The organism is Pseudomonas sp. JQ170C, from assembly GCF_035581345.1.
GTDB lineage: Bacteria > Pseudomonadota > Gammaproteobacteria > Pseudomonadales > Pseudomonadaceae > Aquipseudomonas.
Map to the genome: position 1 here is coordinate 1659365 of NZ_CP141608.1, position 21742 is coordinate 1681106.

The following is a 21742-nucleotide window of genomic DNA, read 5'->3' on the forward strand; positions in this document are numbered from 1 at the left end:
ATGAATGACGGAATATTGGCATGGCGAAGAGCGACGCAGAGAAAGACCCCGCCGCAAAAGGCAAACTCAAGCTGATCCTGCTGCTGGTGCTGGCATTGCTGCTGGCCGTCGGCCTGTCGGTGGGTGCCACCTGGTTCTTCCTGAACAAGGCCCAGAGCGAGCCGCAAGCCGATCCCGCGCAAGCCGGCAACCTCAAGCCTGCAGCGATCTACGAGCCATTGACGCCCGCCTTCGTGGTCAACTTCAACCAGAATGGTCGCCAGCGCTACATGCAGGTGAGCATTACCCTGCAGGGCCGCGACCAGGCGGCGCTGGATGCGCTCAAGGTACATATGCCCGTTATCCGCAACAACCTGGTGATGCTGTTCTCAGGCCAGGGCTTCGACACTTTGGCGAGCCCGGTGGGCCAGGAGATGCTGCGCCAGAAGGCGACCGTCAGTGTTCAGGAAGTGGCACAGAAAGAAGTCGGCAAACCGGTCGTTGACCAGTTGCTGTTCACCAATTTCGTATTGCAGTAGGAGCCCCCGATGGCCGTGCAGGACCTGCTGTCCCAGGATGAAATCGATGCCTTGTTGCATGGCGTCGACGATGGGCTGGTACAAACCGAGACCCATGCAGAGCCGGGTAGCGTCAAAAGTTACGACCTGACCAGCCAGGATCGCATCGTCCGTGGACGCATGCCGACCCTGGAGATGATCAACGAGCGTTTTGCCCGTTACACCCGTATCAGCATGTTCAACTTGTTGCGTCGCTCCGCCGACGTGGCGGTGGGTGGCGTGCAGGTGATGAAGTTCGGCGAGTACGTGCATTCGCTGTACGTGCCGACCAGCCTGAACCTGGTGAAGATCAAGCCGCTGCGCGGCACCTCGCTGTTCATCCTCGACGCCAAGCTGGTGTTCAAGCTGGTGGACAACTTCTTCGGCGGTGACGGGCGTCACGCCAAGATCGAGGGGCGCGAGTTCACCCCGACCGAACTGCGCGTGGTACGCATGGTGCTGGACCAGGCCTTCGTCGACCTCAAGGAAGCCTGGCAGGCGATCATGCCGGTGAACTTCGAGTACATGAACTCGGAGGTCAACCCGGCCATGGCCAACATCGTCGGCCCGAGCGAGGCGGTGGTGGTGTCGACCTTCCATATCGAGCTCGATGGCGGTGGCGGCGACCTGCACGTGACCATGCCGTACTCGATGATCGAGCCGGTGCGCGAAATGCTCGACGCGGGCTTCCAGTCCGACCTGGATGACCAGGACGAGCGCTGGATCAAGGCCCTGCGTGAAGACGTGCTGGACGTCAGCGTGCCGCTCAGCGCCACGGTCGCCCGGCGTCAGTTGAAGCTGCGCGACATCCTGCACATGCAGCCCGGTGACGTGATTCCGGTCGAGCTGCCGGACGAGCTGGTCCTGCGCGCCAACGGCGTGCCGTCGTTCAAGGCCAAGCTGGGTTCGCACAAGGGCACCCTGGCCCTGCAGATCATCGATCCGATCGAGCGCCGCTGAGCGGCGCCTGTATTTCAAACTCCGAATTGATTGCCCGTCGAGGACAAAATGGCTAACGAGAACGACATCACCTCCGCGGAGGACCAGGCCCTGGCCGATGAGTGGGCTGCGGCCCTGGAAGAAACCGGCGACGCCGGCCAGGCCGACATCGACGCCCTGCTGGCCGCCGACAGCGCCAGCAGCAGCTCGGGTTCCAGCCGCCTGCCCATGGAAGAGTTCGGCAGCTCGCCGCGCAGCAACGAGCCGGTGAGCCTGGAGGGCCCGAACCTGGATGTGATCCTGGACATTCCGGTGAGCATCTCCATGGAAGTGGGCAGCACCGAAATCAACATCCGTAACCTGCTGCAGCTCAACCAGGGTTCGGTGATCGAGCTCGACCGCCTGGCCGGCGAGCCGCTCGACGTGCTGGTCAATGGCACGCTGATCGCCCATGGCGAAGTGGTGGTGGTCAACGAAAAGTTCGGTATTCGCCTGACTGACGTGATCAGCCCTAGCGAACGCATCAAGAAGCTGCGCTGAGTGAAAACGCTGATGCGGGCCGCGCTGGCCCTGGTGACGAGCGTTTACCTGAACGTCAGCCTGGCGGCGCAGCCGCCTGCGGCAGCGTCGGTGGCCGCGGGTAGCGGCAGTGTTGTCGGCCAGCTTGCACAGCTGGTGCTGGGATTGTTGCTGGTGGTGGGGTTGATCCTGCTGCTGGCCTGGCTGTTGCGCCGGGTGCAGAACGCAGCGCCCGGCAGCCAGCAGGTCATCGAGGTGCTCGGCAGCCGCTCGCTGGGGCCGCGCGATCGCCTGGTGCTGGTGCAGGTGGGTAACGAGCAGATCCTCCTGGGCCACACCCCGGGCTCGATCGAGGCGCTGCATGTGCTCAAGGAGCCGGTTGAAGTGCCGAGCACCGCGCGCCCGGCCACCCCCGAATTCGCCCAGCGCCTGCTGGAATTGATGGGCAAGGATCAGAAGGACAAGTCGTAATGGGTGCCTGGCGTATTGTATTGACCCTTGCGCTGATGCTGGCAGCGCCTCTGGCGTTGGCCGCCGATCCGCTGTCGATCCCGGCGATCACCCTGTCCAGCGGTGCCGACGGGCAGCAGGAATACTCGGTCAGCCTGCAAATCCTGCTGATCATGACGGCGCTGAGTTTCATCCCGGCGTTCGTCATCCTGATGACCAGCTTCACCCGCATCATCATTGTCTTTTCCATTCTGCGTCAGGCCCTGGGCCTGCAGCAGACGCCGTCGAACCAGATCCTCACCGGCATGGCGCTGTTCCTCACCATGTTCATCATGGCGCCGGTGTTCGACCGGGTGAACAAGGATGCCCTGCAGCCCTACCTGAACGAGCAGATGGTGGCCCAGGATGCGATCGCCAAGGCCCAGGTGCCGCTCAAGGACTTCATGCTCGCGCAGACGCGCCAGAGTGACCTGGACCTGTTCATGCGCCTGTCCAAGCGCACCGACATCGCCAGCCCTGACCAGGCCCCGCTGACCATTCTGGTGCCGGCCTTTGTCACCTCCGAGCTCAAGACCGCGTTCCAGATCGGTTTCATGATCTTCATTCCCTTCCTGATCATCGACCTGGTAGTGGCCAGTGTGCTGATGGCGATGGGCATGATGATGCTGTCGCCGCTGATCATCTCGCTGCCATTCAAGATCATGCTGTTCGTGCTGGTGGACGGCTGGGCCTTGATCATGGGTACGCTGGCCGGCAGTTTCGGCGGCGTCTGACGCCCCAAGGAGAAGTAGCCCATGACCCCTGAAGTCGCCGTCGACCTGTTTCGCGATGCGCTCTGGCTGACCACCCTGATGGTCGCGGTGCTGGTGGTGCCGAGCCTGTTGGTGGGCTTGATCGTGGCGATGTTCCAGGCCGCCACCCAGATCAACGAACAGACCCTGAGCTTTCTGCCGCGCTTGCTGGTCATGCTGATCACCCTGATCGTGGCCGGGCCGTGGCTGGTGCAGAAGTTCATGGAATACATGCTGTCGTTGTACGGCAGCATCCCGCAGTTGATCGGTTGAGGCGGGCATGCTGGAGCTGACCGACACGCAGATCGGCACCTGGGTAGCCAGCTTCATCCTGCCGCTGTTCCGCGTGGCCGCGGTGCTGATGACCATGCCGGTGTTCGGTACTACGTTGGTGTCGGCGCGGATTCGCCTGTACTTCGCCGTGGCCATCACCGTCGTCATCGTTCCCGCCTTGCCAGCGCTGCCGGAAGTACACGCCCTGGACCTCAGTGCGCTGCTGCTGATTGCCGAACAGGTGATTATCGGCGCGCTGCTGGGCATGTCGTTGCAGCTGTTGTTCCAGGTGTTCGTGGTGGCCGGGCAGATCGTCGCGATCCAGATGGGTATGGCCTTTGCCTCCATGGTCGACCCGGCCAACGGCGTCAACGTGGCGGTGATCAGCCAGTTCCTGACCATGCTGGTGACCCTGCTTTTCCTGGCCATGAACGGCCACCTGGTGGTGTTCGAGGTACTGACCGAGAGCTTCACTACGCTGCCCATCGGTGGCGGCTTGCTGGTCAATCACTTCTGGGACCTGGCGGGGCGCCTGGGCTGGGTGTTTGGCGCGGCCTTGCTGCTGGTGCTGCCGGTGATCACCGCCCTGCTGGTGGTCAACATCGCCTTCGGCGTCATGACCCGTGCCGCGCCGCAACTGAACATCTTCTCCATTGGTTTCCCGCTGACCCTGGTCATGGGCATGGGTATTTTCTGGGTCGGCCTGGCCGACGTACTTCCTCACTACCAGGCGCTGGCCAGCGAAGCATTGCAGTGGCTGCGTGAACTGGCACGGGCGCGCTGAGCATGGCAGAGAGCGAAAGCGGTCAGGACAAGACAGAAGACCCCACCGAGAAGCGCAAGAAGGACTCGCGCGAGAAAGGTGAGATTGCCCGCTCCAAGGAGCTCAACACCGTTGCCGTGACCCTGGCCGGTGCCGGTGCCCTGCTGGCGTTTGGCGGTGGCCTGGCGGAAACCCTGATGGAGCTGATGCGGATCAATTTCAGCCTCTCGCGGGAGGTGCTGATTGATGAGCGCTCGATGGGCATCTTCCTGATGGCCTCGGGGAAAATGGCCTTGCTGGCCACCCAGCCGGTGCTGCTGGTGCTGCTGCTGGCGGCGATCATCGGCCCGATCTCCTTGGGCGGCTGGCTGTTCGCGGGGGGAACGCTGGCGCCCAAGTTCAGCCGCATGAACCCGCTGGCCGGTATCAAGCGGATGTTCTCCATGCATGCCCTGGTCGAGCTGATCAAGGCCCTGGCCAAGTTCTTCGTGATCCTCATCGTGGCGCTGGTGGTGCTGGCCTCTGACCGTGACGACCTGCTGGCCATCGCCAACGAGCCCATCGAGCAGGCGATTATCCACAGCGTGCAGGTGGTGGGCTGGAGTGCCCTGTGGATGGCGGCGGGGCTGCTGCTGATCGCGGCGGTGGATGCGCCGTTCCAGCTGTGGCAGTCGCTGAAGAAGCTGAAAATGACCAAGCAGGAAGTGCGCGACGAATACAAGGACAGCGAAGGCAAGCCCGAGGTCAAACAGCGTATTCGCCAACTGCAGCGCGAGATGTCGCAGCGACGGATGATGGCGGCGGTGCCCGAGGCGGACGTGATCATCACCAACCCGACCCACTACGCCGTGGCGCTCAAGTACGACCCGGAGAAGGGCGCGGCGCCGCTGTTGCTGGCCAAGGGCACGGACTTCCTGGCCTTGAAGATCCGAGAGATCGGCCAGGAGCACAACATCCAGCTGCTCGAATCCCCGGCGCTGGCGCGTTCGATCTACTACTCCACCGAGCTTGAGCAGGAAATCCCGGCGGGCCTGTACCTGGCGGTCGCCCAGGTGCTGGCCTACGTCTACCAGATCCGCCAGTACCGGGCGGGCAAGGGCAAGCCGCCGGAGCCGCTCAAAGACCTGCCGATCCCGCCGGACCTGCGCCGCGACCAGTAGGAGCGGGCTTGCCCCGCGAGCCGATGTGTCAGGCACAACGCTATCGCGGGGCAAGCCCGCTCCTGCAGCCTAATTCCCCGGTATTTGAAAAGTTGGAAAGCTTCTTGCAAAGGCAGCGCTGCGCGCGTCATTTCGCGTCAAAGTTTTGCTTGAGCTAACGAGGAATACCGGTGGATCGCTCTCAGTTAATCAACAGTGCCCGCAACAACCTGGCCGGCCTGGGCCGGGGTAACCTGGGTGTGCCGCTGTTGCTGCTGGTGATGCTGGCAATGATGATGTTGCCGATCCCGCCGTTCCTGCTCGACGTGTTTTTCACCTTCAACATCGCCTTGTCGATCGTGGTCCTGCTGGTCTGCGTCTACGCCCTGCGCCCGCTGGATTTCGCCGCTTTCCCAACCATCCTGCTGGTGGCCACCTTGCTGCGCCTGGCCCTGAACGTGGCGTCCACGCGGGTGGTGATGCTCCATGGTCATGAAGGCCATGCCGCCGCCGGTAAGGTGATCCAGGCCTTCGGCGAGGTGGTGATCGGCGGCAACTATGTGGTCGGTATCGTGGTGTTCGCGATCCTGATGATCATCAACTTCGTGGTGGTGACCAAGGGTGCCGGGCGTATTTCCGAGGTGAGCGCACGCTTTACCCTCGATGCGATGCCGGGCAAGCAGATGGCCATCGACGCCGACCTCAACGCCGGCCTGATCGATCAGAGCCAGGCCAAGGCGCGGCGTTCGGAAGTGGCCCAGGAGGCCGAGTTCTACGGTTCTATGGACGGTGCCAGCAAGTTCGTGCGCGGTGACGCCATCGCCGGCCTGCTGATCCTGTTCATCAACCTGATCGGCGGCATGCTGGTCGGTATGTTCCAGCACGGCATGACCTTCGGCGACGCCGGCAAAGTCTACGCGCTGTTGACCATCGGTGACGGTTTGGTGGCGCAACTGCCGTCGCTGCTGTTGTCCACCGCCGCCGCAATCATGGTGACCCGTGCCTCCGGCTCCGAGGACATGGGCAACCAGATCAATCGGCAGATGTTCGATTCGCCCAAGGCGCTGGGCGTATCGGCGGGCGTGATGATCGTTATGGGCCTGGTGCCGGGCATGCCGCATGTTGCCTTCCTGAGCCTGGGCCTGCTGGCCGCCGGCGGTGCCTACCTGGTGTGGCGCAAACAGAATCAGGTCAAGCAAAAGGCCCTGGAGGAAGTGCAGCGTCAGCAGGACTTGTTGCCATCGCCACAGCGCGCGGCCGATACCAAGGAACTGGGTTGGGATGACGTCACGCCCATCGACATGATCGGCCTGGAGGTGGGTTACCGGCTGATTCCCCTGGTGGATCGCAACCAGGGTGGGCAATTGCTGGCGCGGATCAAGGGGGTGCGCAAGAAGCTCTCCCAGGACCTGGGCTTTCTCATGCCCACGGTACACATTCGCGACAACCTGGACCTGGCGCCCAGCGCCTATCGCCTGACCCTGATGGGGGTGATCCTGGCCGAGGCCGAGATCTACCCGGACCGCGAGCTTGCGATCAACCCGGGGCAGGTTTTCGGCACCCTCAACGGCATTGCCGCCCGCGACCCGGCCTTCGGCCTGGAGGCGGTGTGGATCGACGTCGGCCAGCGCAGCCAGGCGCAATCGCTGGGCTATACCGTGGTGGATGCCAGTACCGTGGTCGCCACCCACCTCAACCAGATTCTGCACAAGCACTGCCATGAGTTGATCGGCCACGAGGAGGTCCAGCAACTCTTGCAGGTGTTGGCCAAGGCATCGCCTAAGCTTGCCGAGGAGCTGGTACCGGGTGTCATTTCATTGTCGGGGCTGCTCAAGGTGCTGCAGGCGCTACTTGCCGAGCAGGTGCCGGTGCGTGATATCCGTAGCATTGCCGAGGCTATCGCCAACAATGCCGGCAAGAGTCAAGATACCGCCGCGCTGGTGGCAGTGGTGCGCGTCGGATTGTGTCGCGCCATCGTGCAAAGCATTGTCGGCGTTGAGTCCGAGCTGCCTGTGATCACCCTTGAACCAAGGTTGGAACAGATTTTGCTCAATAGTCTGCAAAGGGCCGGGCAAGGTCAGGAAGACGGTGTTCTTCTTGAGCCGAGCATGGCTGAAAAGCTTCAGCGTTCGTTGATCGAAGCTGCCCAGCGTCAAGAGATGCAAGGGCAGCCGGCGATCCTGCTGGTCGCAGGACCGGTCCGTGCAATGCTGTCGCGCTTTGGTCGCCTGGCTGTACCGAATTTGCATGTTTTGGCGTATCAGGAAATACCTGACAACAAGCAAGTTACCATCGTTGCCACAGTAGGCCCCAACGGCTGAGGTAGTGGGTTATGCAAGTTAAGCGTTTTTTCGCCGCCGATATGCGTCAGGCCATGAAGCTGGTTCGAGATGAGCTGGGGGCTGATGCCGCCATCATCGGCAACCGACGGATTGCTGGCGGTGTCGAGCTGACGGCTGCGCTGGACTACAAGCTGTCTGCCCTGGCGCCACGGGTTCCGAATGTGGAGCTGGAAGATGAACTGCGCAAGACGCAGTCGCGGATTGTCACGGCCCAGGCCGAGCTCAGTACCCGCAGCGACAGCGATGATGCCAACCGCCAGCTGTTTGCAGGCTTGCCGCTGACCGCCTCCGAGCCGCTGGTCGACTCCCATGTGGATGAGCCGGCCGCGCCCCAGGCGCCTGCACCGGCACCGGTCGACCCGCGCCTGTTCGATGCCATGCGCTCGGAGCTCAACGGCCTGCGTGAACTGCTCGAAGTGCAGTTGGGCTCGCTTGCCTGGAGCCAGCTGCAAGGCAGCCAGCCGCAACAGGCCAATCTCTGGCGGCGCCTGCAGCGCATCGGCCTGACCGGCCCGATTGCCCGTGAGCTGCTCGATCAGATCGTCGGTATCGACGAGCCGCGCCATGCCTGGCGCATGCTGCTCGCGCACCTGGCGCGGCGTATCCATGTGCCGGAGGTCGAGCCGATTGAAGAGGGCGGTGTCATTGCCATGGTCGGCCCGGCCGGCATGGGCAAGACCACCACCCTGGCCAAGCTTGCGGCGCGCTATGTGCTCAAGTACGGCGCGCAGAACATGGCCCTGGTGAGCATGGACAGTTTCCGTATCGGCGCGCAGGAGCAGCTCAAGACACTGGGTCGCATCCTCAACGTCTCGGTGACCCACGTCGACCCTGGCCAATCTCTGGCCCAGGCGCTGGAGCCGCTGCTGCGCAAACGGGTGATCCTGATTGACACCGCCGGCCTGCAGGCCAGTGACCCGGCCCTGCGCATGCAGCTTGAAACCCTGGCCGGACGCGGCATTGCCGCCAGGAATTACCTGGTGCTGGCGACGACCAGCCAGAAGCAGGTGCTCACTGCCGCCTATCACAGCTACAAGCGCTGTGGGCTGGCCGGGTGCATCCTGACCAAACTTGATGAAACGGCCAGCCTCGGCGAAGTCCTGAGCCTGGCCATCAGTCATGAATTGCCAGTGGCCTATCTAACCGATGGGCCGCGCATTCCTGACGATCTGCACTTGCCGCGTCGCCACCAGTTGGTGAGCCGTGCGGTCAGCGTGCAGATGCAGGAGGAGCCCAGCGAAGAGGCGATGGCCGATATGTTCGCTGATCTCTACCACAGCCACGGCAAGCGTGTTGGCTGAGGTGATTGTGAAGACGTTGCAAAGTATCTGCATTGATGGTCTGCCATGCATTTTTCAGGTGTTGAAAGCGCAGCCGGCTATGTGGCCTCAGTCTAAGCAAGACAAGGTATTGAACAAAAATGGGTAGCATGCATCCCGTACAGGTAATCGCCGTAACTGGCGGTAAAGGTGGCGTCGGCAAGACCAATGTGTCGGTGAACCTGTCGTTGGCGCTGGCAGAGCTTGGCCGTAGGGTCATGCTGCTGGATGCCGACCTGGGCCTGGCCAGCGTCGACGTTCTACTGGGGCTGACGCCCAAGCGAACCCTGGCCGACGTGATCGAAGGCCGCTGTGAATTGCGCGACGTGCTGTTGCAGGGGCCGGGCGGTGTACGCATCGTACCGGCAGCCTCCGGCACGCAGAGCATGGTGCACCTGGCGCCGGCACAGCACGCAGGCCTGATCCAGGCGTTCAGCGAACTGGGCGACAACCTCGACGTGCTGGTGATCGATACCGCTGCGGGTATCGGTGAGTCGGTGGTCAGTTTCGTTCGCGCCGCGCAGGAAGTGTTGCTGGTGGTGTGTGACGAGCCGACCTCGATCACCGACGCCTACGCGCTGATCAAACTGCTCAATCGCGATTACGGCATGAACCGTTTCCGTGTACTGGCGAACATGGCGCAGAGCCCGCAGGAAGGGCGCAACTTGTTCGCCAAGTTGACCAAGGTCACGGATCGCTTCCTGGACGTGGCCCTACAATACGTCGGCGCCGTACCGTACGACGAATGCGTGCGCAAGGCCGTGCAGAAGCAGCGCGCGGTCTATGAGGCATTCCCGCGTTCCAAGTGCGCGCTGGCATTCAAGGCCATTGCCCAGAAAGTCGACACCTGGCCGTTGCCGGCCAACCCGCGCGGTCACCTGGAGTTTTTCGTCGAGCGCCTGGTGCAGCCGACGAGTGCGGGCCCTGTGCTATGAGCGCCAGCGGATATCGGATGTACAGCAAGGCATCGCGAGATGCCCAGTATGAGTTGATCGAGCGTTATGCGCCGTTGGTCAAGCGCATCGCCTATCACCTGCTGGCGCGTCTGCCGGCCAGTGTGCAGGTGGAGGATCTGATCCAGGCCGGCATGATCGGCCTGCTCGAAGTGTCCAACAAGTACGACGCCAGCAAGGGTGCCAGTTTCGAGACCTACGCCGGCATCCGGATCCGCGGCGCAATGCTGGACGAAGTACGCAAGGGGGACTGGGCGCCACGTTCGGTTCACCGCAACACCCGTATGGTCAGTGACGCGATTCGCGCAATTGAAGCAAAAACCGGTCGTGACGCTAAAGATCACGAGGTTGCTGCCGAACTTCAATTGAGTCTCGATGATTACTACGGGATTTTGAATGACACCCTGGGCAGTCGCCTGTTCAGTTTCGACGACCTGTTGCAGGACGGCGAACATGAAGGCCTGCACGAGGATGGCGCCAGTGCCCAGCTCGAGCCGTCGCGCGACCTGGAAGACGAGCGCTTCCAGGCGGCCCTGGCCGACGCCATCGCCAACTTGCCTGAGCGTGAGCGTCTGGTCCTGGCCCTGTACTACGACGAAGAGCTGAACCTCAAGGAAATCGGTGAGGTACTGGGGGTCAGCGAGTCACGTGTCAGCCAGTTGCACAGCCAGTGTGCAGCGCGTTTGCGCAGTCGCCTGGGAGAATGGCGAGCGCGTTGAACGCAGGTTCAATGCAGTCGCGAAATGTAGTGCCCGAATTGATTGAATGCGCGTTCTGCGCTGAACGCGTTAAAGACTGCTTGGAGGTCTAATTGAACAAAGACATGAAAATCCTCATCGTCGACGACTTCTCGACGATGCGGCGGATCATCAAGAACCTGCTGCGTGACCTGGGCTTCACCAACACCCAGGAAGCTGACGACGGCAACACCGCGTTGCCGATGCTCGAAAACGGCCATTTCGACTTTCTCGTGACCGACTGGAACATGCCTGGCATGTCCGGCATCGACCTGCTGCGCAAAGTGCGCGCCGACGAGCGCCTCAAGCACCTGCCGGTGCTGATGGTAACCGCCGAGGCCAAGCGCGAGCAGATCATCGAAGCGGCCCAGGCCGGCGTCAATGGCTACGTGGTCAAGCCTTTCACGGCCCAGGTGCTGAAAGAAAAAATCGAGAAGATCTTCGAGCGCGTCAACAGCTGAAGACACGCCACGGGGGCGCTATGGAGCAAACACAAACATCCTTGGGCGAGTTCGAGTCCACGCTCAAGAAGCACGCCCAGGAACTGGTCGACAGCCTCGAGCGAGGCAAGTTCGGCGACGCGGTACAACTGATCCATCAGCTGAACCAGACCCGTGACCGTGGCCTGTACCAGGAAGTCGGCAAGCTTACGCGTGAGCTGCACAGCGCGATCGTCAGCTTCCAGATCGACCCGCACATGCCGCAGGCCGAAGAAGTGTCGCAGATCACCGATGCGACCGAGCGCCTGTCCTATGTGGTCAAGCTGACCGAAGGCGCGGCCAACCGCACCATGGACCTGGTCGAAGCCAGTACCCCGGTACTCAACGAACTGGGCGAAGAGGCGAGGGCGCTGAGCGTTGACTGGCAGCGTTTCATGCGCCGCGAAGTGGCCGCGCCGGAGTTCCGTGAGCTGGCCAAGCGCGTTGACAGTTTCCTGACACGCAGCGCCGAGGGCAACCGCAAGGTCGCCGGGCACCTCAACGACATTCTGCTGGCTCAGGACTACCAAGACCTGACCGGTCAGGTGATCAAACGCGTCACTGCACTGGTCACCGAAGTAGAAAGCAATCTGCTCAAGCTCGTGCTGATGGCCAGTCAGGTCGACCGCTTTGCCGGTATCGAACATGACCACCAGCAGCTGCGCGCTGAAAAAGATCAAGAAAAACATCCGGCCCGGGGTGAAGGTCCGCAGATTCATGCCGATAAACGTGAAGACGTTGTGTCCGGTCAGGACGATGTCGATGATCTGCTATCCAGCCTGGGTTTTTAGGGAGCACGTTTAATGAGCTTCGGCGCCGATGAAGAAATCCTTCAGGATTTTCTGGTAGAAGCCGGCGAGATTCTTGAGCAACTGTCCGAGCAACTGGTCGAGCTGGAAAGCCGCCCGGATGATGCCGACCTGCTCAATGCGATCTTTCGCGGTTTTCACACTGTAAAAGGGGGCGCCGGCTTCCTCCAGCTCAACGAGCTGGTGGAGTGCTGCCACATCGCCGAGAACGTTTTCGACATCCTGCGCAAGGGTGAGCGGCGCGTCGATGCCGAACTGATGGACGTGGTCCTGGAAGCCCTGGATACCGTCAACAGCATGTTCGGTCAGGTGCGCGAGCGCACCGATGTCACCCCGGCCACGCCTGAGCTGCTGGCGGCCTTGTCGCGCCTGGCCGAGCCGGCGGGTGCCGAACAAGCGCCGGCCCCTGTGGCCGAGCCTGTGCAGGAGACAGCCCCCCAGGCCGCCGCCGAAGCAGACATCACCGACACCGAATTCGAGCAGCTGCTCGACTCGCTCAATGCGGTCAAGGCCGAGGCTGAAGCCCAGGCCCAGGCACCCGACGCAGCCAGCGATGAAATCACTGACGCCGAGTTCGAGTCGTTGCTCGACCAACTGCACGGCAAGGGCCAGTTCGCCCCCGACAGCCTTGCGGCACCAGCAGCGGCCGAGCCGGTAGCGGCCCAGGGCGCCAGCGACGAAATCACCGACGACGAATTTGAAGCGCTGCTCGACCAACTGCATGGCAAGGGCACCTTTGCCGTCGATGCATTGCCTGCGGCGGCGGCCCAGGCACCTGCGCCAGTAGCCGAGCCTGCTGCCGATCACATCAGCGAACACGAATTCGAAGCCCTGCTCGATGAGCTGCACGGCAAGGGCAAGTTCACCCCAGACAGCGTGGCCCCGGCCGCGTCGTCAACCGCTGCGGTAGCGGCCAAGCCTGTCTCGGCTCCGGCCCAGGCCCCGGTGGCGGCTGCCAAGCCTGCTGCCGCTGCTGCGCCTGCCAAGGCGGCTGCACCGGCACCGGCCCGACAGGCGTCGCCCGCTGCCGAGAAGCACCCGGCCAGCGAAGCGGAAACCACCGTGCGGGTCGATACCGCACGCCTGGACGAGATCATGAACATGGTCGGCGAACTGGTGCTGGTGCGTAACCGCCTGGTGCGCCTGGGCCTGAACAGCGGCGATGAAGCCATGTCCAAGGCGGTGTCCAACCTGGACGTGGTCACGGCCGACCTGCAGACCGCGGTGATGAAAACCCGCATGCAGCCGATCAAGAAGGTCTTCGGTCGCTTCCCGCGCCTGGTACGCGACCTGGCCCGGCAACTGAAGAAAGAGATCAACCTTGAGCTGGTCGGTGAAGAAACCGACCTCGACAAGAACCTCGTCGAGGCGCTGGCCGACCCGCTTGTGCACTTGGTGCGCAACGCCGTCGACCACGGCATCGAAACCCCCGAAGAGCGCGAAGCCGCCGGCAAGACTCGCAGCGGCAAGGTGGTGCTGTCGGCCGAGCAGGAGGGCGATCACATCCTGCTGTCGATCTCCGATGACGGCAAGGGCATGGACGCCAACGTCCTGCGCGCCATTGCGGTCAAGCGCGGGGTGATGGACAAGGATGCCGCCGAGCGCCTGAGCGACACCGAGTGCTACAACCTGATCTTCGCCCCGGGCTTCTCGACCAAGACCGAGATCTCGGACGTGTCCGGGCGTGGCGTCGGCATGGACGTGGTGAAGACCAAGATTGCCCAGCTCAACGGCTCGATCAATATCTACTCGACCAAGGGCCTGGGCTCGAAGATCGTCATCAAGGTCCCGCTGACCCTGGCGATCATGCCGACCCTGATGGTGATGCTGGGCAACCAGGCGTTCGCCTTCCCGCTGGTCAACGTCAACGAGATCTTCCACCTGGACCTGTCGCGCACCAACGTGGTCGACGGCCAGGAGGTGGTGATCGTGCGCGACAAAGCCTTGCCGCTGTTCTACCTCAAGCGCTGGCTGGTCAGTTCCGCCGCTCATGAAGAGCAACGCGAAGGGCACGTGGTGATCCTTTCGGTAGGCACCCAGCGGATCGGCTTCGTCGTCGATCAGTTGGTGGGCCAGGAAGAAGTGGTCATCAAACCGCTGGGCAAGATGCTCCAGGGCACTCCCGGCATGTCGGGCGCCACCATTACCGGTGACGGGCGCATTGCGCTGATCCTCGATGTGCCAAGCATGCTCAAGCGTTACGCCGCCCGGCGTATTTGATTCTGGTGGCGCGGCCGCATGCCGCGCCCCCTAATGGAGTGTTTATGGCAGTCAAGGTCCTGGTGGTGGATGATTCCGGTTTCTTCCGCCGCCGTGTCTCGGAAATTCTTTCAGCGGACCCGACTATCCAGGTCGTCGGTACCGCAACCAACGGCAAGGAAGCGATCGACCAGGCACTGTCGCTCAAGCCCGATGTCATCACCATGGACTACGAAATGCCCATGATGGACGGCATCACCGCAGTGCGACACATCATGCAGCGCTGCCCGACCCCGGTGTTGATGTTCTCCTCGCTGACCCACGAAGGCGCCCGCGTCACCCTCGATGCGCTGGATGCCGGCGCGGTCGACTACCTGCCCAAGAACTTTGAAGACATCTCGCGCAACCCCGAGAAGGTCAAGCAACTGCTGTGCGAAAAGGTCCACACCATTTCGCGCAGCAACCGGCGTGTCAGCGCATATGCCAGCCCCACGCCCGCCCCGCAGTCAGTGGCCCACGTCCAGCCAAGTGTCAGCAGCCTGGGCGCCAGCCCGGCACCACGCCCTGCGGCCCCGGTGCGCAGCACTGCGGCCGCGACGTCGCCGGCACCCAAGCGCAAGCCCTACAAGCTGGTGGCCATTGGTACCTCCACCGGTGGCCCGGTGGCACTGCAACGGGTACTGACCCAGTTGCCGGCCAATTTCCCGGCGCCGATCGTGTTGGTCCAGCACATGCCGGCGGCCTTCACCAAGGCCTTCGCCGAGCGTCTCGACAAGCTGTGCAAGATCAGCGTCAAGGAAGCCGAGGACGGCGACATGCTGCGCCCCGGCCTGGCCCTGCTGGCTCCGGGTGGCAAGCAGATGATGGTGGACGGCCGCGGTGCGGTGAAGATACTGCCCGGCGACGAGCGCCTGAACTACAAGCCCTGCGTGGACATCACCTTTGGTTCGGCAGCCAAGTCCTACGGCGACAAGGTTCTGTCGGTGGTGCTCACCGGCATGGGCGCCGATGGCCGTGAAGGCGCGCGCCTGCTCAAGCAGGGCGGCAGCACGGTGTGGGCCCAGGATGAAGCCAGCTGCGTGATCTATGGCATGCCCATGGCGATCGTCAAAGCCAACCTGGCCGATGCGGTGTACAGCCTGGACGAGATCGGCAAGCACCTGGTCGAGGCCTGCGTCTGATGGATGTCCTGAGCCTGATCGGCATCATCCTGGCCTTTGTCGCGATTGTCGGTGGCAACTACCTCGAAGGCGGTCACCTGTCGGCGCTGATCAACGGCCCGGCGGCGCTGATCGTCCTGGGCGGTACCCTGGCGGCGGCATTGCTGCAGTCGCCCATGAGCGCCTTCAAGCGCGCGCTGCAGATTGTCCGCTGGATCATCTTCCCGCCCCGGGTCGACCTGGCCGGTGGCATTGACCGGGTCGTGAACTGGAGCCTGACCGCGCGCAAGGAAGGCCTGCTGGGCCTTGAAGGCGTGGCCGATGCCGAGCCTGACCCCTATGCGCGCAAGGGCCTGCAGTTGCTGGTCGATGGCGCCGAGCCCGAAGCCATCCGCAGCATTCTTGAAGTTGATTTCTACACCCAGGAAAGCCGCGATATCCAGGCGGCCAAGGTGTTTGAGTGCATGGGCGGCTACGCGCCAACCATCGGCATCATCGGTGCGGTCATGGGCCTGATCCATGTAATGGGCAATCTGGCCGACCCTTCGCAACTCGGTACCGGCATTGCGGTGGCCTTCGTGGCCACGATCTATGGCGTGGCCAGCGCCAACTTGATCCTCCTGCCAGTGGCCAACAAGCTCAAGGCCCTGGCCCTGCGTCAGTCGCGCTACCGGGAAATGCTCCTGGAAGGGCTGTTGTCAATCGCCGAAGGCGAGAACCCGCGCTCGATCGAGCTGAAGCTTCAGGGCTTCATGGAGTAACACATGGCGCGCCGTCGACCACCCGAGGAACATGAAAACCACGAACGCTGGCTGGTGTCCTACGCGGACTTCATCACCTTGCTGTTCGCCTTCTTCGTGGTCATGTACTCGATATCCTCGATCAACGAGGGCAAGTACAAGATCGTTTCCGAGGCCCTGATCGGCGTGTTCAACGACCCCGAGCGGAGCATGCGGCCGATCCCGATCGGCGATGAGCGTCCGCTCAGCGTCAGGCCCGCCGAACCCCTGGTCAAGGACAGCGAGCAGGTTGATGCAGGCGTTGCGGGCGCCAGCAATGATCCGCTCAAGTCGATTGCCGACGATGTGCGCGATGCCTTTGGCGACCTGATCAAGTCCGACCAGATGACCGTGCGTGGCAACGAACTGTGGGTGGAGATCGAGCTCAACTCCTCGCTGTTGTTCGGCAGCGGCGATGCCATGCCAAGCGACATTGCCTTCAGCATCATCGAGAAGGTGGCCAGGATCCTCAAACCCTTCGCCAACCCCGTGCATGTCGAAGGCTTTACCGACGACTTGCCGATTCGCACCGCGCAGTACCCGACCAACTGGGAGCTGTCATCGGCACGGGCGGCGAGCATCGTCCGCTTGCTGGCCATGGACGGTGTCAATCCGGCGCGCATGGCCTCGGTGGGCTATGGCGAGTTCCAGCCCATTGCCGGCAACGACACGGCCGAGGGGCGCGCGCGCAATCGGCGGGTCGTGCTGGTGATCTCGCGCAACCTTGAAGTGCGCCGCAGCCTGACCGCTTCGGGCAGCGCCAATGCCACGCCGGACGCGGCGTTGAAGCGTGCTGGCACACAAACTGCACCGCCAGCACAATCACCGCCGTCGGGGGGCAGTCGCGTCAATCCTCCGTCACCGAACTTATAACCGTTCCCGGCAGGGCAGCCGCCGTACCGGGAGGAAGCAACGTAATGAGAGTCTGGGCAGTAGCCAATCAAAAAGGTGGCGTCGGCAAGACCACCACGTCCATCGCCCTGGCCGGTTTGCTGGCCGAGGCGGGCAAGCGTGTGGTCGTCGTCGACCTCGACCCCCATGGGTCCATGACCAGCTACTTCGGGCACAACCCGGACGTGCTGGAACACAGCTGCTACGACCTGTTCCTGCACAAGGGTGCGGTGCCTGAAGGCTTGCCCGGGCAACTGCTGCTGCCAACCAGCGACCCGAATATTTCCCTGCTGCCCTCCAGTACCGCGCTGGCCGTGCTGGAGCGTCAGTCGCCCGGGCAAAGCGGCCTGGGCCTGGTGATCGCCAAGTCTCTGGCGCAGCTGTGGCAGGATTTCGACTACGCCATCATCGACAGCCCGCCGCTGCTCGGCGTGCTGATGGTCAACGCCCTGGCGGCCAGCCAGCAGCTGGTGATCCCGGTGCAAACCGAGTACCTGGCGGTCAAGGGCCTTGAACGCATGGTCAGCACCCTGGCGATGGTCAACCGCTCGCGCAAGCAGGCCTTGCCCTATCACATCGTGCCGACCCTGTTCGACCGTCGCACCCAGGCCTCGATGGGCACCTTGCGCATGCTGCGTGACGCGTACCCGGAGACCATCTGGCAGGGCTACATCCCGGTGGATACCCGCCTGCGCGATGCCAGCCGGGCCGGGCAGACACCCTCCCAGTTCGACGGCAAGAGTCGCGGGGTGGTGGCCTACCGGGCACTGCTCAAGCATCTGCTGACGCACAACCTCGCCCAGCAGGTGGCCTGATGAACCGTCCATTACAGCTGGCCTCCGGCCCGCAGCTGGCCCTGCAGTCCTACCTCGACGGCTTGCTGTATGAGGCCACCGAGGCCCTCGAGCTGCCCGAGCCGGCAGCCGAGAGCGATGACTTCGAGGCCGCCGTGCTCGAGGAGCAGGTTCGCGACGCTAAGGTCGCCAGCGCGCCCGTCGCCGTCGCGGTAGAGGCGGTACCGCTGCGGGTTTTCGCGCCGGAACCTCCAGTGCTGTCAGCTGACATGCCAGAAGTTGACCCCGTGCCGGCTGCGGTCGAGCCGCTGGTGGACGTGCACCTGCCGGCTTCAATCAGCCAGCCAGTGCCGCCCGTGACCGTGGACGGTCGCCCGGCCTGGGCTGGCGAGCCCTTTGAGTGCCTGCTGTTCGATGTCGCCGGGTTGACCCTGGCGGTGCCGTTGGTGTGCCTGGGCTCGATCTACTCGCTGGAAGGTCATGAGCTGACGCCGCTGTTCGGCCAGCCGGACTGGTTCCTGGGCATCCTGCCGAGCCAGGGTGGCAACTTGAAGGTGCTGGACACCGCGCGCTGGGTCATGCCCGACCGCTACCGCGACGATTTTCGCCAGGGCCTGCAATACGTGATTTCGGTCCAGGGCCATGAGTGGGGGCTGGCGGTACACCAGGTCAGCCGATCGCTGCGTCTGGACCCCAACGAGATCAAGTGGCGCAGCCAGCGTGGCCTGCGGCCTTGGCTGGCCGGCACGGTTATCGAACACATGTGTGCATTGCTCGACGTCGCCGAACTGGCAGGGTTGATTGCCAGCGGCGCGGTCAAGCACATGAACATCAGCCATAAATGATCGGTCGCACCGCGACCGCACTGAGCACACCGCCGAAGGCGGATTTTGAGGGATAGGGGAATGAAAAAGTCGTCTGCGCAAGGTTCCGAAGATCCGATCCTGCAGTGGGTTACCTTCAAGCTGGACAACGAGTCCTACGGCATCAATGTGATGCAGGTGCAGGAAGTCCTGCGCTATACCGAAATCGCCCCGGTCCCCGGTGCCCCAAGCTATGTGCTGGGCATCATCAACCTGCGCGGCAATGTGGTCACCGTGATCGACACCCGTCAGCGCTTCGGCCTGATGTCGAGTGAAATTACCGACAACAGCCGTATCGTCATCATCGAGGCGGACAAGCAAGTGGTCGGCATCCTGGTCGACAGCGTTGCCGAAGTGGTTTACCTGCGCCAGTCCGAGATCGAAACCGCACCGAATGTCGGTAACGAAGAATCGGCCAAGTTCATTCAGGGCGTGTGCAACAAGAACAACGAACTGCTGATCCTGGTCGAGCTGGACAAGATGATGACCGAGGAAGAGTGGTCCGAGCTGGAGAACATCTGAGTTGATCTTTGAGGCTGCAGTCATATTTCTGGCGCTGCTGTGGGCAGTGAGCCTGTGGCTCTTCTTGAGCTACAGCAAGCGCCAGCGTGAACTGGCCGCTCAGCAGGCCCAGGGTGATGCGTTGCGCGACCAGCGCATCAAGGACCTGGCCAAGCGCCTGGACGACTACCAGAACGGCAGCGTGCGTATGGGCGAGACCCTGCACGAGCTGTGCACCGTGGTAGCGCCGCTGCCCGACAAGCTGTTGCAACTGGAGCAGCGCGACCCCAACAGCCTGTCGTTCGCGCAAGCGGCGCGGCTGGTGAGCATGGGGGCGAGTGTCGACGAACTGACCCAGACCTGCGGCCTGACCCAGGCTGAGGCCGAGTTGATGAGCAAAGTGCACCGCAACTGAAACCCTGCGTAGGAGCGGGCTTGCCCCGCGATGCGATGTGACTGACAGATCGCTATCGCGGGGCAAGCCCGTTCCTACAACAAGCCCGTTCCTACCGTGGTTCAGGGCGGGGTGATATCCCGCTCCTGCGGCCCCTGGTCGACAAACCCCACCGGCACCTTGCCCTTGAGTTGCCAGGCAAAGGCGATGATTTCGGCAAGGGTCAGATACAGCGCCTCGGGTATCTGATCCCCCAGCTCCATGCGCGCCAGCAGCCGCACCAGTTCGGCGTTTTCATAGATTGGCACTTCGTGCTCGCGGGCAATGGCCAGGATCGCCTCGGCCAATGCGTCGTCGCCCTTGGCGCTCAGGGTCGGCGCCTGCTGGCCGTCATAGGTCAGGGCAATGGCCGTCTTATCAGTCATCAACATTCCCCTGTAGGAGCGGGCTTGCCCCGCGATAGCGTTTTGAAGGTTACATTGCATCGCGGGGCAAGCCCGCTCCTACACATTCTGTGGGTCATGCGGTTTCATCCACCCAGCGTTGTTCCAGGCGCGTGCGCGGCCCCTGGGGCGGTGTGCCGTGATGGCAGCACAGTTCCGTCACGTTCACGCCGCGTGCCAGCAGGCGCTCGCGCAGGTTGCCCAACTGACTGTCGATCAACCGTGCGGTACTGGGCAGCTCGGCCCACAGCTGGCTCGACAGGCTGCCCTGGCTGATCTGCGCCTGGACCTGCAGCGGCCCCAGTGGATGCAGGTCGAACGACAGCTCGATGCGCCAGAGCATTTCCAGCGGGTCGCGCTGTTCACGCTGTGGATCGTTTTGTTGTTCCGGCGTCTCTTCGCGTTGCAATTTGAACTGCAGGGGGATGAAGTCCTGACCGCTGCGCAGGGGAATTTCCAGCTGCCAGGTGGTTTGCAGGTTGCCGTCGGGCGTGGTGCCGGTCTGTTCGAGGCTGGCCAGTTGATGGCTCTGCAGGCGTGAGATGGCAGCGGCGGCCAAGCGCAGCAGGTGTTCAAGGTCAGCCTCGCCGTCCTGGCTCTTGAGCAGCCGGGAGGGCAGGGGAAAGCTGCCCGGGTGGGGGCGTGGGCTGACCTGGCCGAGCATCCCCAGGGCATTGCGGACCATGCCGGGCATTGCCTGGGCCAGGGTGCCGGCGGCGGCTGCCGGGTTGAAGGTGCTGGTGCCTGGCAGCCCTGGCAGTAACTGCGCCACCAGGCGCACTACCTGGGCCTTGAAGTCTGGCGCCAGCTGCTGGCCCAGGCCGCCCAGCAGCTTGGCTTCAAGAAATGCACCGCTGTTGTTCAAGGCCTGGGCCAGGCCCTTTGGATCGCTGAGCTGACGGGCATCGGGCAGGCTGGCCAGCAGCTTGTCGACGCTGTTGCGTAGCTCGCCGCTTTGGCCGCTGTCCTGACGCAGTTGCTGCAACGCGCTGAGCAACCCTTGCAGCGACGCCTGGCGGCTTTGCTGGGTGCCCAGTTGCTGGGCGATCGCCAGTTGATCCTGACGCCCGCTCAGGGGCACGAATTGCAATGACTGGTCACCTTGCACCCGTGCACTGAGCAGGCTGCCCACCGCCAGCGGCCGCGGGCTGTCCAGGGTAAGGGTGGTGCCGGCTTGCGGGCCCAGCAAGCTGACCAGCGAGCGGTACTGGGCCACCTGGCCTGCGGCCTGGGGCAGCGCCTGGCTGGTCACGACCTTGCCTTGCAGCAGGCTGCCCACCGGGGTCTGGCGGGTGTCGAGGCGGGTCAGGCTGGCGACGCTGCTGGCGAGCACTTGCTGCAGGCTGATGGAGAGGTTGCTGGCGCTGCTCTGGCTCACCGCCAGCAGGCTGCCCTGGGGCAGTGCCAGGTTGCTGTTGGCCTGAACGGTGAGCTGCTTGCCGTTTTCCTGGGTCAGCTTGAGCAACAGCTGGAAATCCTGCCCGACCTGGCGCAGGGCCAAAACCTCGGCTTTGGCCGTTTCACCGGGGGCCAGCAAGGCCTGTTGGGGCTGCAGCAGGCGCAGCAGTTCACCGGTCGCCGAAGCACGCAGCGAAGGGCCGGCTGGAGCCTGCGGGCCAAGGTTGTTAATTTCACCTGTCATCAGCTGGCAACCTGTTGAAATAGCCCT

At 63.1% G+C, this 21742-nt stretch carries 24 protein-coding genes; 22 read left to right on the forward strand and 2 right to left on the reverse strand.

The features are described from left to right. Window positions 1-20 precede the first annotated feature (20 nt). The 22 genes from fliL to U9R80_RS07785 all read left to right on the forward strand — a co-directional run bounded on the left by fliL (window position 21) and on the right by U9R80_RS07785 (window position 19651). Window positions 21-518, forward strand: coding sequence for a flagellar basal body-associated protein FliL (gene fliL / locus U9R80_RS07680; protein WP_274117995.1), 498 nt, complete (start codon window positions 21-23; stop codon window positions 516-518). 9 nt (window positions 519-527) lie between these two features. Further along, on the forward strand, window positions 528-1496 hold the full coding sequence (fliM, locus tag U9R80_RS07685; protein ID WP_274117994.1) for a flagellar motor switch protein FliM: 969 nt from the start codon (window positions 528-530) through the stop codon (window positions 1494-1496). Window positions 1497-1544: 48 nt separating this feature from the next. After that, a complete protein-coding gene (fliN, locus tag U9R80_RS07690; RefSeq protein ID WP_301836955.1) occupies window positions 1545-2015 on the forward strand; it encodes a flagellar motor switch protein FliN in 471 nt (156 codons plus the stop codon). Between the two features lie 12 nt (window positions 2016-2027). Continuing rightward, a complete protein-coding gene (gene fliO / locus U9R80_RS07695; RefSeq protein WP_301837478.1) occupies window positions 2028-2465 on the forward strand; it encodes a flagellar biosynthetic protein FliO in 438 nt (145 codons plus the stop codon). Continuing rightward, complete coding sequence (gene fliP, locus U9R80_RS07700) at window positions 2465-3217, forward strand: flagellar type III secretion system pore protein FliP (RefSeq protein WP_301836954.1); 753 nt, start codon at window positions 2465-2467, stop codon at window positions 3215-3217. Before fliO ends, fliP begins: the two co-directional genes overlap by 1 nt. Before the next feature lie 21 nt (window positions 3218-3238). Then, the gene (fliQ, locus tag U9R80_RS07705; protein WP_028945481.1) at window positions 3239-3508 is read left to right on the forward strand and encodes a flagellar biosynthesis protein FliQ; all 270 of its coding nucleotides are present in this window, start codon (window positions 3239-3241) and stop codon (window positions 3506-3508) included. A 7-nt stretch (window positions 3509-3515) separates the two neighbouring features. Then, the gene (gene fliR, locus U9R80_RS07710) at window positions 3516-4292 is read left to right on the forward strand and encodes a flagellar biosynthetic protein FliR (protein WP_301836953.1); all 777 of its coding nucleotides are present in this window, start codon (window positions 3516-3518) and stop codon (window positions 4290-4292) included. A 2-nt stretch (window positions 4293-4294) separates the two neighbouring features. Beyond that, window positions 4295-5431, forward strand: a complete 1137-nt coding sequence (flhB, locus tag U9R80_RS07715) for a flagellar biosynthesis protein FlhB (RefSeq protein WP_301836952.1) — start codon at window positions 4295-4297, stop codon at window positions 5429-5431. Window positions 5432-5601: 170 nt separating this feature from the next. Beyond that, window positions 5602-7731, forward strand: a complete 2130-nt coding sequence (gene flhA, locus U9R80_RS07720; protein ID WP_301836951.1) for a flagellar biosynthesis protein FlhA — start codon at window positions 5602-5604, stop codon at window positions 7729-7731. A gap of 11 nt (window positions 7732-7742) precedes the next feature. Further along, window positions 7743-9053 (forward strand): flagellar biosynthesis protein FlhF, encoded by a 1311-nt coding sequence (gene flhF / locus U9R80_RS07725; protein WP_301836950.1) that lies wholly within the window; start codon window positions 7743-7745, stop codon window positions 9051-9053. 119 nt (window positions 9054-9172) lie between these two features. Next, window positions 9173-10006 (forward strand): flagellar synthesis regulator FleN, encoded by an 834-nt coding sequence (fleN, locus tag U9R80_RS07730; protein WP_301836949.1) that lies wholly within the window; start codon window positions 9173-9175, stop codon window positions 10004-10006. Next, entirely contained in the window at window positions 10003-10743 is a 741-nt protein-coding gene (fliA, locus tag U9R80_RS07735) for an RNA polymerase sigma factor FliA (protein WP_028945475.1), read from the forward strand. The genes fleN and fliA overlap by 4 nt, the downstream gene beginning before the upstream one ends. A 104-nt stretch (window positions 10744-10847) precedes the next feature. Then, on the forward strand, window positions 10848-11222 hold the full coding sequence (locus U9R80_RS07740) for a chemotaxis response regulator CheY (RefSeq protein ID WP_301836948.1): 375 nt from the start codon (window positions 10848-10850) through the stop codon (window positions 11220-11222). 20 nt (window positions 11223-11242) lie between these two features. Continuing rightward, complete coding sequence (locus U9R80_RS07745; RefSeq protein WP_028945474.1) at window positions 11243-12031, forward strand: protein phosphatase CheZ; 789 nt, start codon at window positions 11243-11245, stop codon at window positions 12029-12031. Window positions 12032-12043: 12 nt separating this feature from the next. Further along, the gene (locus U9R80_RS07750; RefSeq protein WP_301836947.1) at window positions 12044-14269 is read left to right on the forward strand and encodes a chemotaxis protein CheA; all 2226 of its coding nucleotides are present in this window, start codon (window positions 12044-12046) and stop codon (window positions 14267-14269) included. Between the two features lie 44 nt (window positions 14270-14313). Next, window positions 14314-15429 carry a protein-glutamate methylesterase/protein-glutamine glutaminase gene (locus U9R80_RS07755; RefSeq protein WP_301836946.1) on the forward strand — a complete coding sequence of 372 codons (1116 nt, stop codon included), beginning with the start codon at window positions 14314-14316 and terminating at the stop codon, window positions 15427-15429. Further along, window positions 15429-16169, forward strand: coding sequence for a flagellar motor protein (locus U9R80_RS07760; protein WP_028945471.1), 741 nt, complete (start codon window positions 15429-15431; stop codon window positions 16167-16169). Before U9R80_RS07755 ends, U9R80_RS07760 begins: the two co-directional genes overlap by 1 nt. Before the next feature lie 3 nt (window positions 16170-16172). Further along, complete coding sequence (gene motD, locus U9R80_RS07765; RefSeq protein ID WP_301836945.1) at window positions 16173-17060, forward strand: flagellar motor protein MotD; 888 nt, start codon at window positions 16173-16175, stop codon at window positions 17058-17060. Between the two features lie 44 nt (window positions 17061-17104). Further along, window positions 17105-17893: a ParA family protein gene (locus tag U9R80_RS07770; RefSeq protein WP_301836944.1), complete on the forward strand. Its 789-nt coding sequence runs from the start codon at window positions 17105-17107 to the stop codon at window positions 17891-17893. After that, the gene (locus U9R80_RS07775; RefSeq protein WP_301836943.1) at window positions 17893-18717 is read left to right on the forward strand and encodes a CheW domain-containing protein; all 825 of its coding nucleotides are present in this window, start codon (window positions 17893-17895) and stop codon (window positions 18715-18717) included. Before U9R80_RS07770 ends, U9R80_RS07775 begins: the two co-directional genes overlap by 1 nt. A gap of 60 nt (window positions 18718-18777) precedes the next feature. Next, window positions 18778-19257, forward strand: a complete 480-nt coding sequence (locus U9R80_RS07780) for a chemotaxis protein CheW (RefSeq protein ID WP_028945467.1) — start codon at window positions 18778-18780, stop codon at window positions 19255-19257. A gap of 1 nt (window position 19258) precedes the next feature. Beyond that, window positions 19259-19651 carry a DUF2802 domain-containing protein gene (locus tag U9R80_RS07785; RefSeq protein WP_301836942.1) on the forward strand — a complete coding sequence of 131 codons (393 nt, stop codon included), beginning with the start codon at window positions 19259-19261 and terminating at the stop codon, window positions 19649-19651. A 101-nt stretch (window positions 19652-19752) separates the two neighbouring features. Here the strand turns inward: U9R80_RS07785 and U9R80_RS07790 are convergent, their stop codons facing one another. Both U9R80_RS07790 and fliK read right to left on the reverse strand, forming a co-directional pair. Next, a complete protein-coding gene (locus U9R80_RS07790; RefSeq protein WP_301836941.1) occupies window positions 19753-20055 on the reverse strand; it encodes an EscU/YscU/HrcU family type III secretion system export apparatus switch protein in 303 nt (100 codons plus the stop codon). Between the two features lie 94 nt (window positions 20056-20149). Beyond that, complete coding sequence (gene fliK / locus U9R80_RS07795; RefSeq protein ID WP_301836940.1) at window positions 20150-21715, reverse strand: flagellar hook-length control protein FliK; 1566 nt, start codon at window positions 21713-21715, stop codon at window positions 20150-20152. Window positions 21716-21742: the final 27 nt, after the last annotated feature.

Coding starts and splice junctions, on each gene's coding strand:
- fliA (WP_028945475.1), top strand. CDS start 10,003: ATGAGCGCCAGCGGATATCGGATGTACAGCAAGGCATCGCGAGATGCC.
- fliN (WP_301836955.1), top strand. CDS start 1,545: ATGGCTAACGAGAACGACATCACCTCCGCGGAGGACCAGGCCCTGGCC.
- fliP (WP_301836954.1), top strand. CDS start 2,465: ATGGGTGCCTGGCGTATTGTATTGACCCTTGCGCTGATGCTGGCAGCG.
- fliM (WP_274117994.1), top strand. CDS start 528: ATGGCCGTGCAGGACCTGCTGTCCCAGGATGAAATCGATGCCTTGTTG.
- flhF (WP_301836950.1), top strand. CDS start 7,743: ATGCAAGTTAAGCGTTTTTTCGCCGCCGATATGCGTCAGGCCATGAAG.
- fliL (WP_274117995.1), top strand. CDS start 21: ATGGCGAAGAGCGACGCAGAGAAAGACCCCGCCGCAAAAGGCAAACTC.
- U9R80_RS07770 (WP_301836944.1), top strand. CDS start 17,105: ATGAGAGTCTGGGCAGTAGCCAATCAAAAAGGTGGCGTCGGCAAGACC.
- fliR (WP_301836953.1), top strand. CDS start 3,516: ATGCTGGAGCTGACCGACACGCAGATCGGCACCTGGGTAGCCAGCTTC.
- U9R80_RS07755 (WP_301836946.1), top strand. CDS start 14,314: ATGGCAGTCAAGGTCCTGGTGGTGGATGATTCCGGTTTCTTCCGCCGC.
- fliQ (WP_028945481.1), top strand. CDS start 3,239: ATGACCCCTGAAGTCGCCGTCGACCTGTTTCGCGATGCGCTCTGGCTG.
- U9R80_RS07775 (WP_301836943.1), top strand. CDS start 17,893: ATGAACCGTCCATTACAGCTGGCCTCCGGCCCGCAGCTGGCCCTGCAG.
- fliK (WP_301836940.1), bottom strand. CDS start 21,715: ATGACAGGTGAAATTAACAACCTTGGCCCGCAGGCTCCAGCCGGCCCT.
- U9R80_RS07750 (WP_301836947.1), top strand. CDS start 12,044: ATGAGCTTCGGCGCCGATGAAGAAATCCTTCAGGATTTTCTGGTAGAA.
- motD (WP_301836945.1), top strand. CDS start 16,173: ATGGCGCGCCGTCGACCACCCGAGGAACATGAAAACCACGAACGCTGG.
- fleN (WP_301836949.1), top strand. CDS start 9,173: ATGGGTAGCATGCATCCCGTACAGGTAATCGCCGTAACTGGCGGTAAA.
- U9R80_RS07780 (WP_028945467.1), top strand. CDS start 18,778: ATGAAAAAGTCGTCTGCGCAAGGTTCCGAAGATCCGATCCTGCAGTGG.
- U9R80_RS07745 (WP_028945474.1), top strand. CDS start 11,243: ATGGAGCAAACACAAACATCCTTGGGCGAGTTCGAGTCCACGCTCAAG.
- fliO (WP_301837478.1), top strand. CDS start 2,028: ATGCGGGCCGCGCTGGCCCTGGTGACGAGCGTTTACCTGAACGTCAGC.
- U9R80_RS07740 (WP_301836948.1), top strand. CDS start 10,848: ATGAAAATCCTCATCGTCGACGACTTCTCGACGATGCGGCGGATCATC.
- U9R80_RS07790 (WP_301836941.1), bottom strand. CDS start 20,055: ATGACTGATAAGACGGCCATTGCCCTGACCTATGACGGCCAGCAGGCG.
- flhB (WP_301836952.1), top strand. CDS start 4,295: ATGGCAGAGAGCGAAAGCGGTCAGGACAAGACAGAAGACCCCACCGAG.
- U9R80_RS07760 (WP_028945471.1), top strand. CDS start 15,429: ATGGATGTCCTGAGCCTGATCGGCATCATCCTGGCCTTTGTCGCGATT.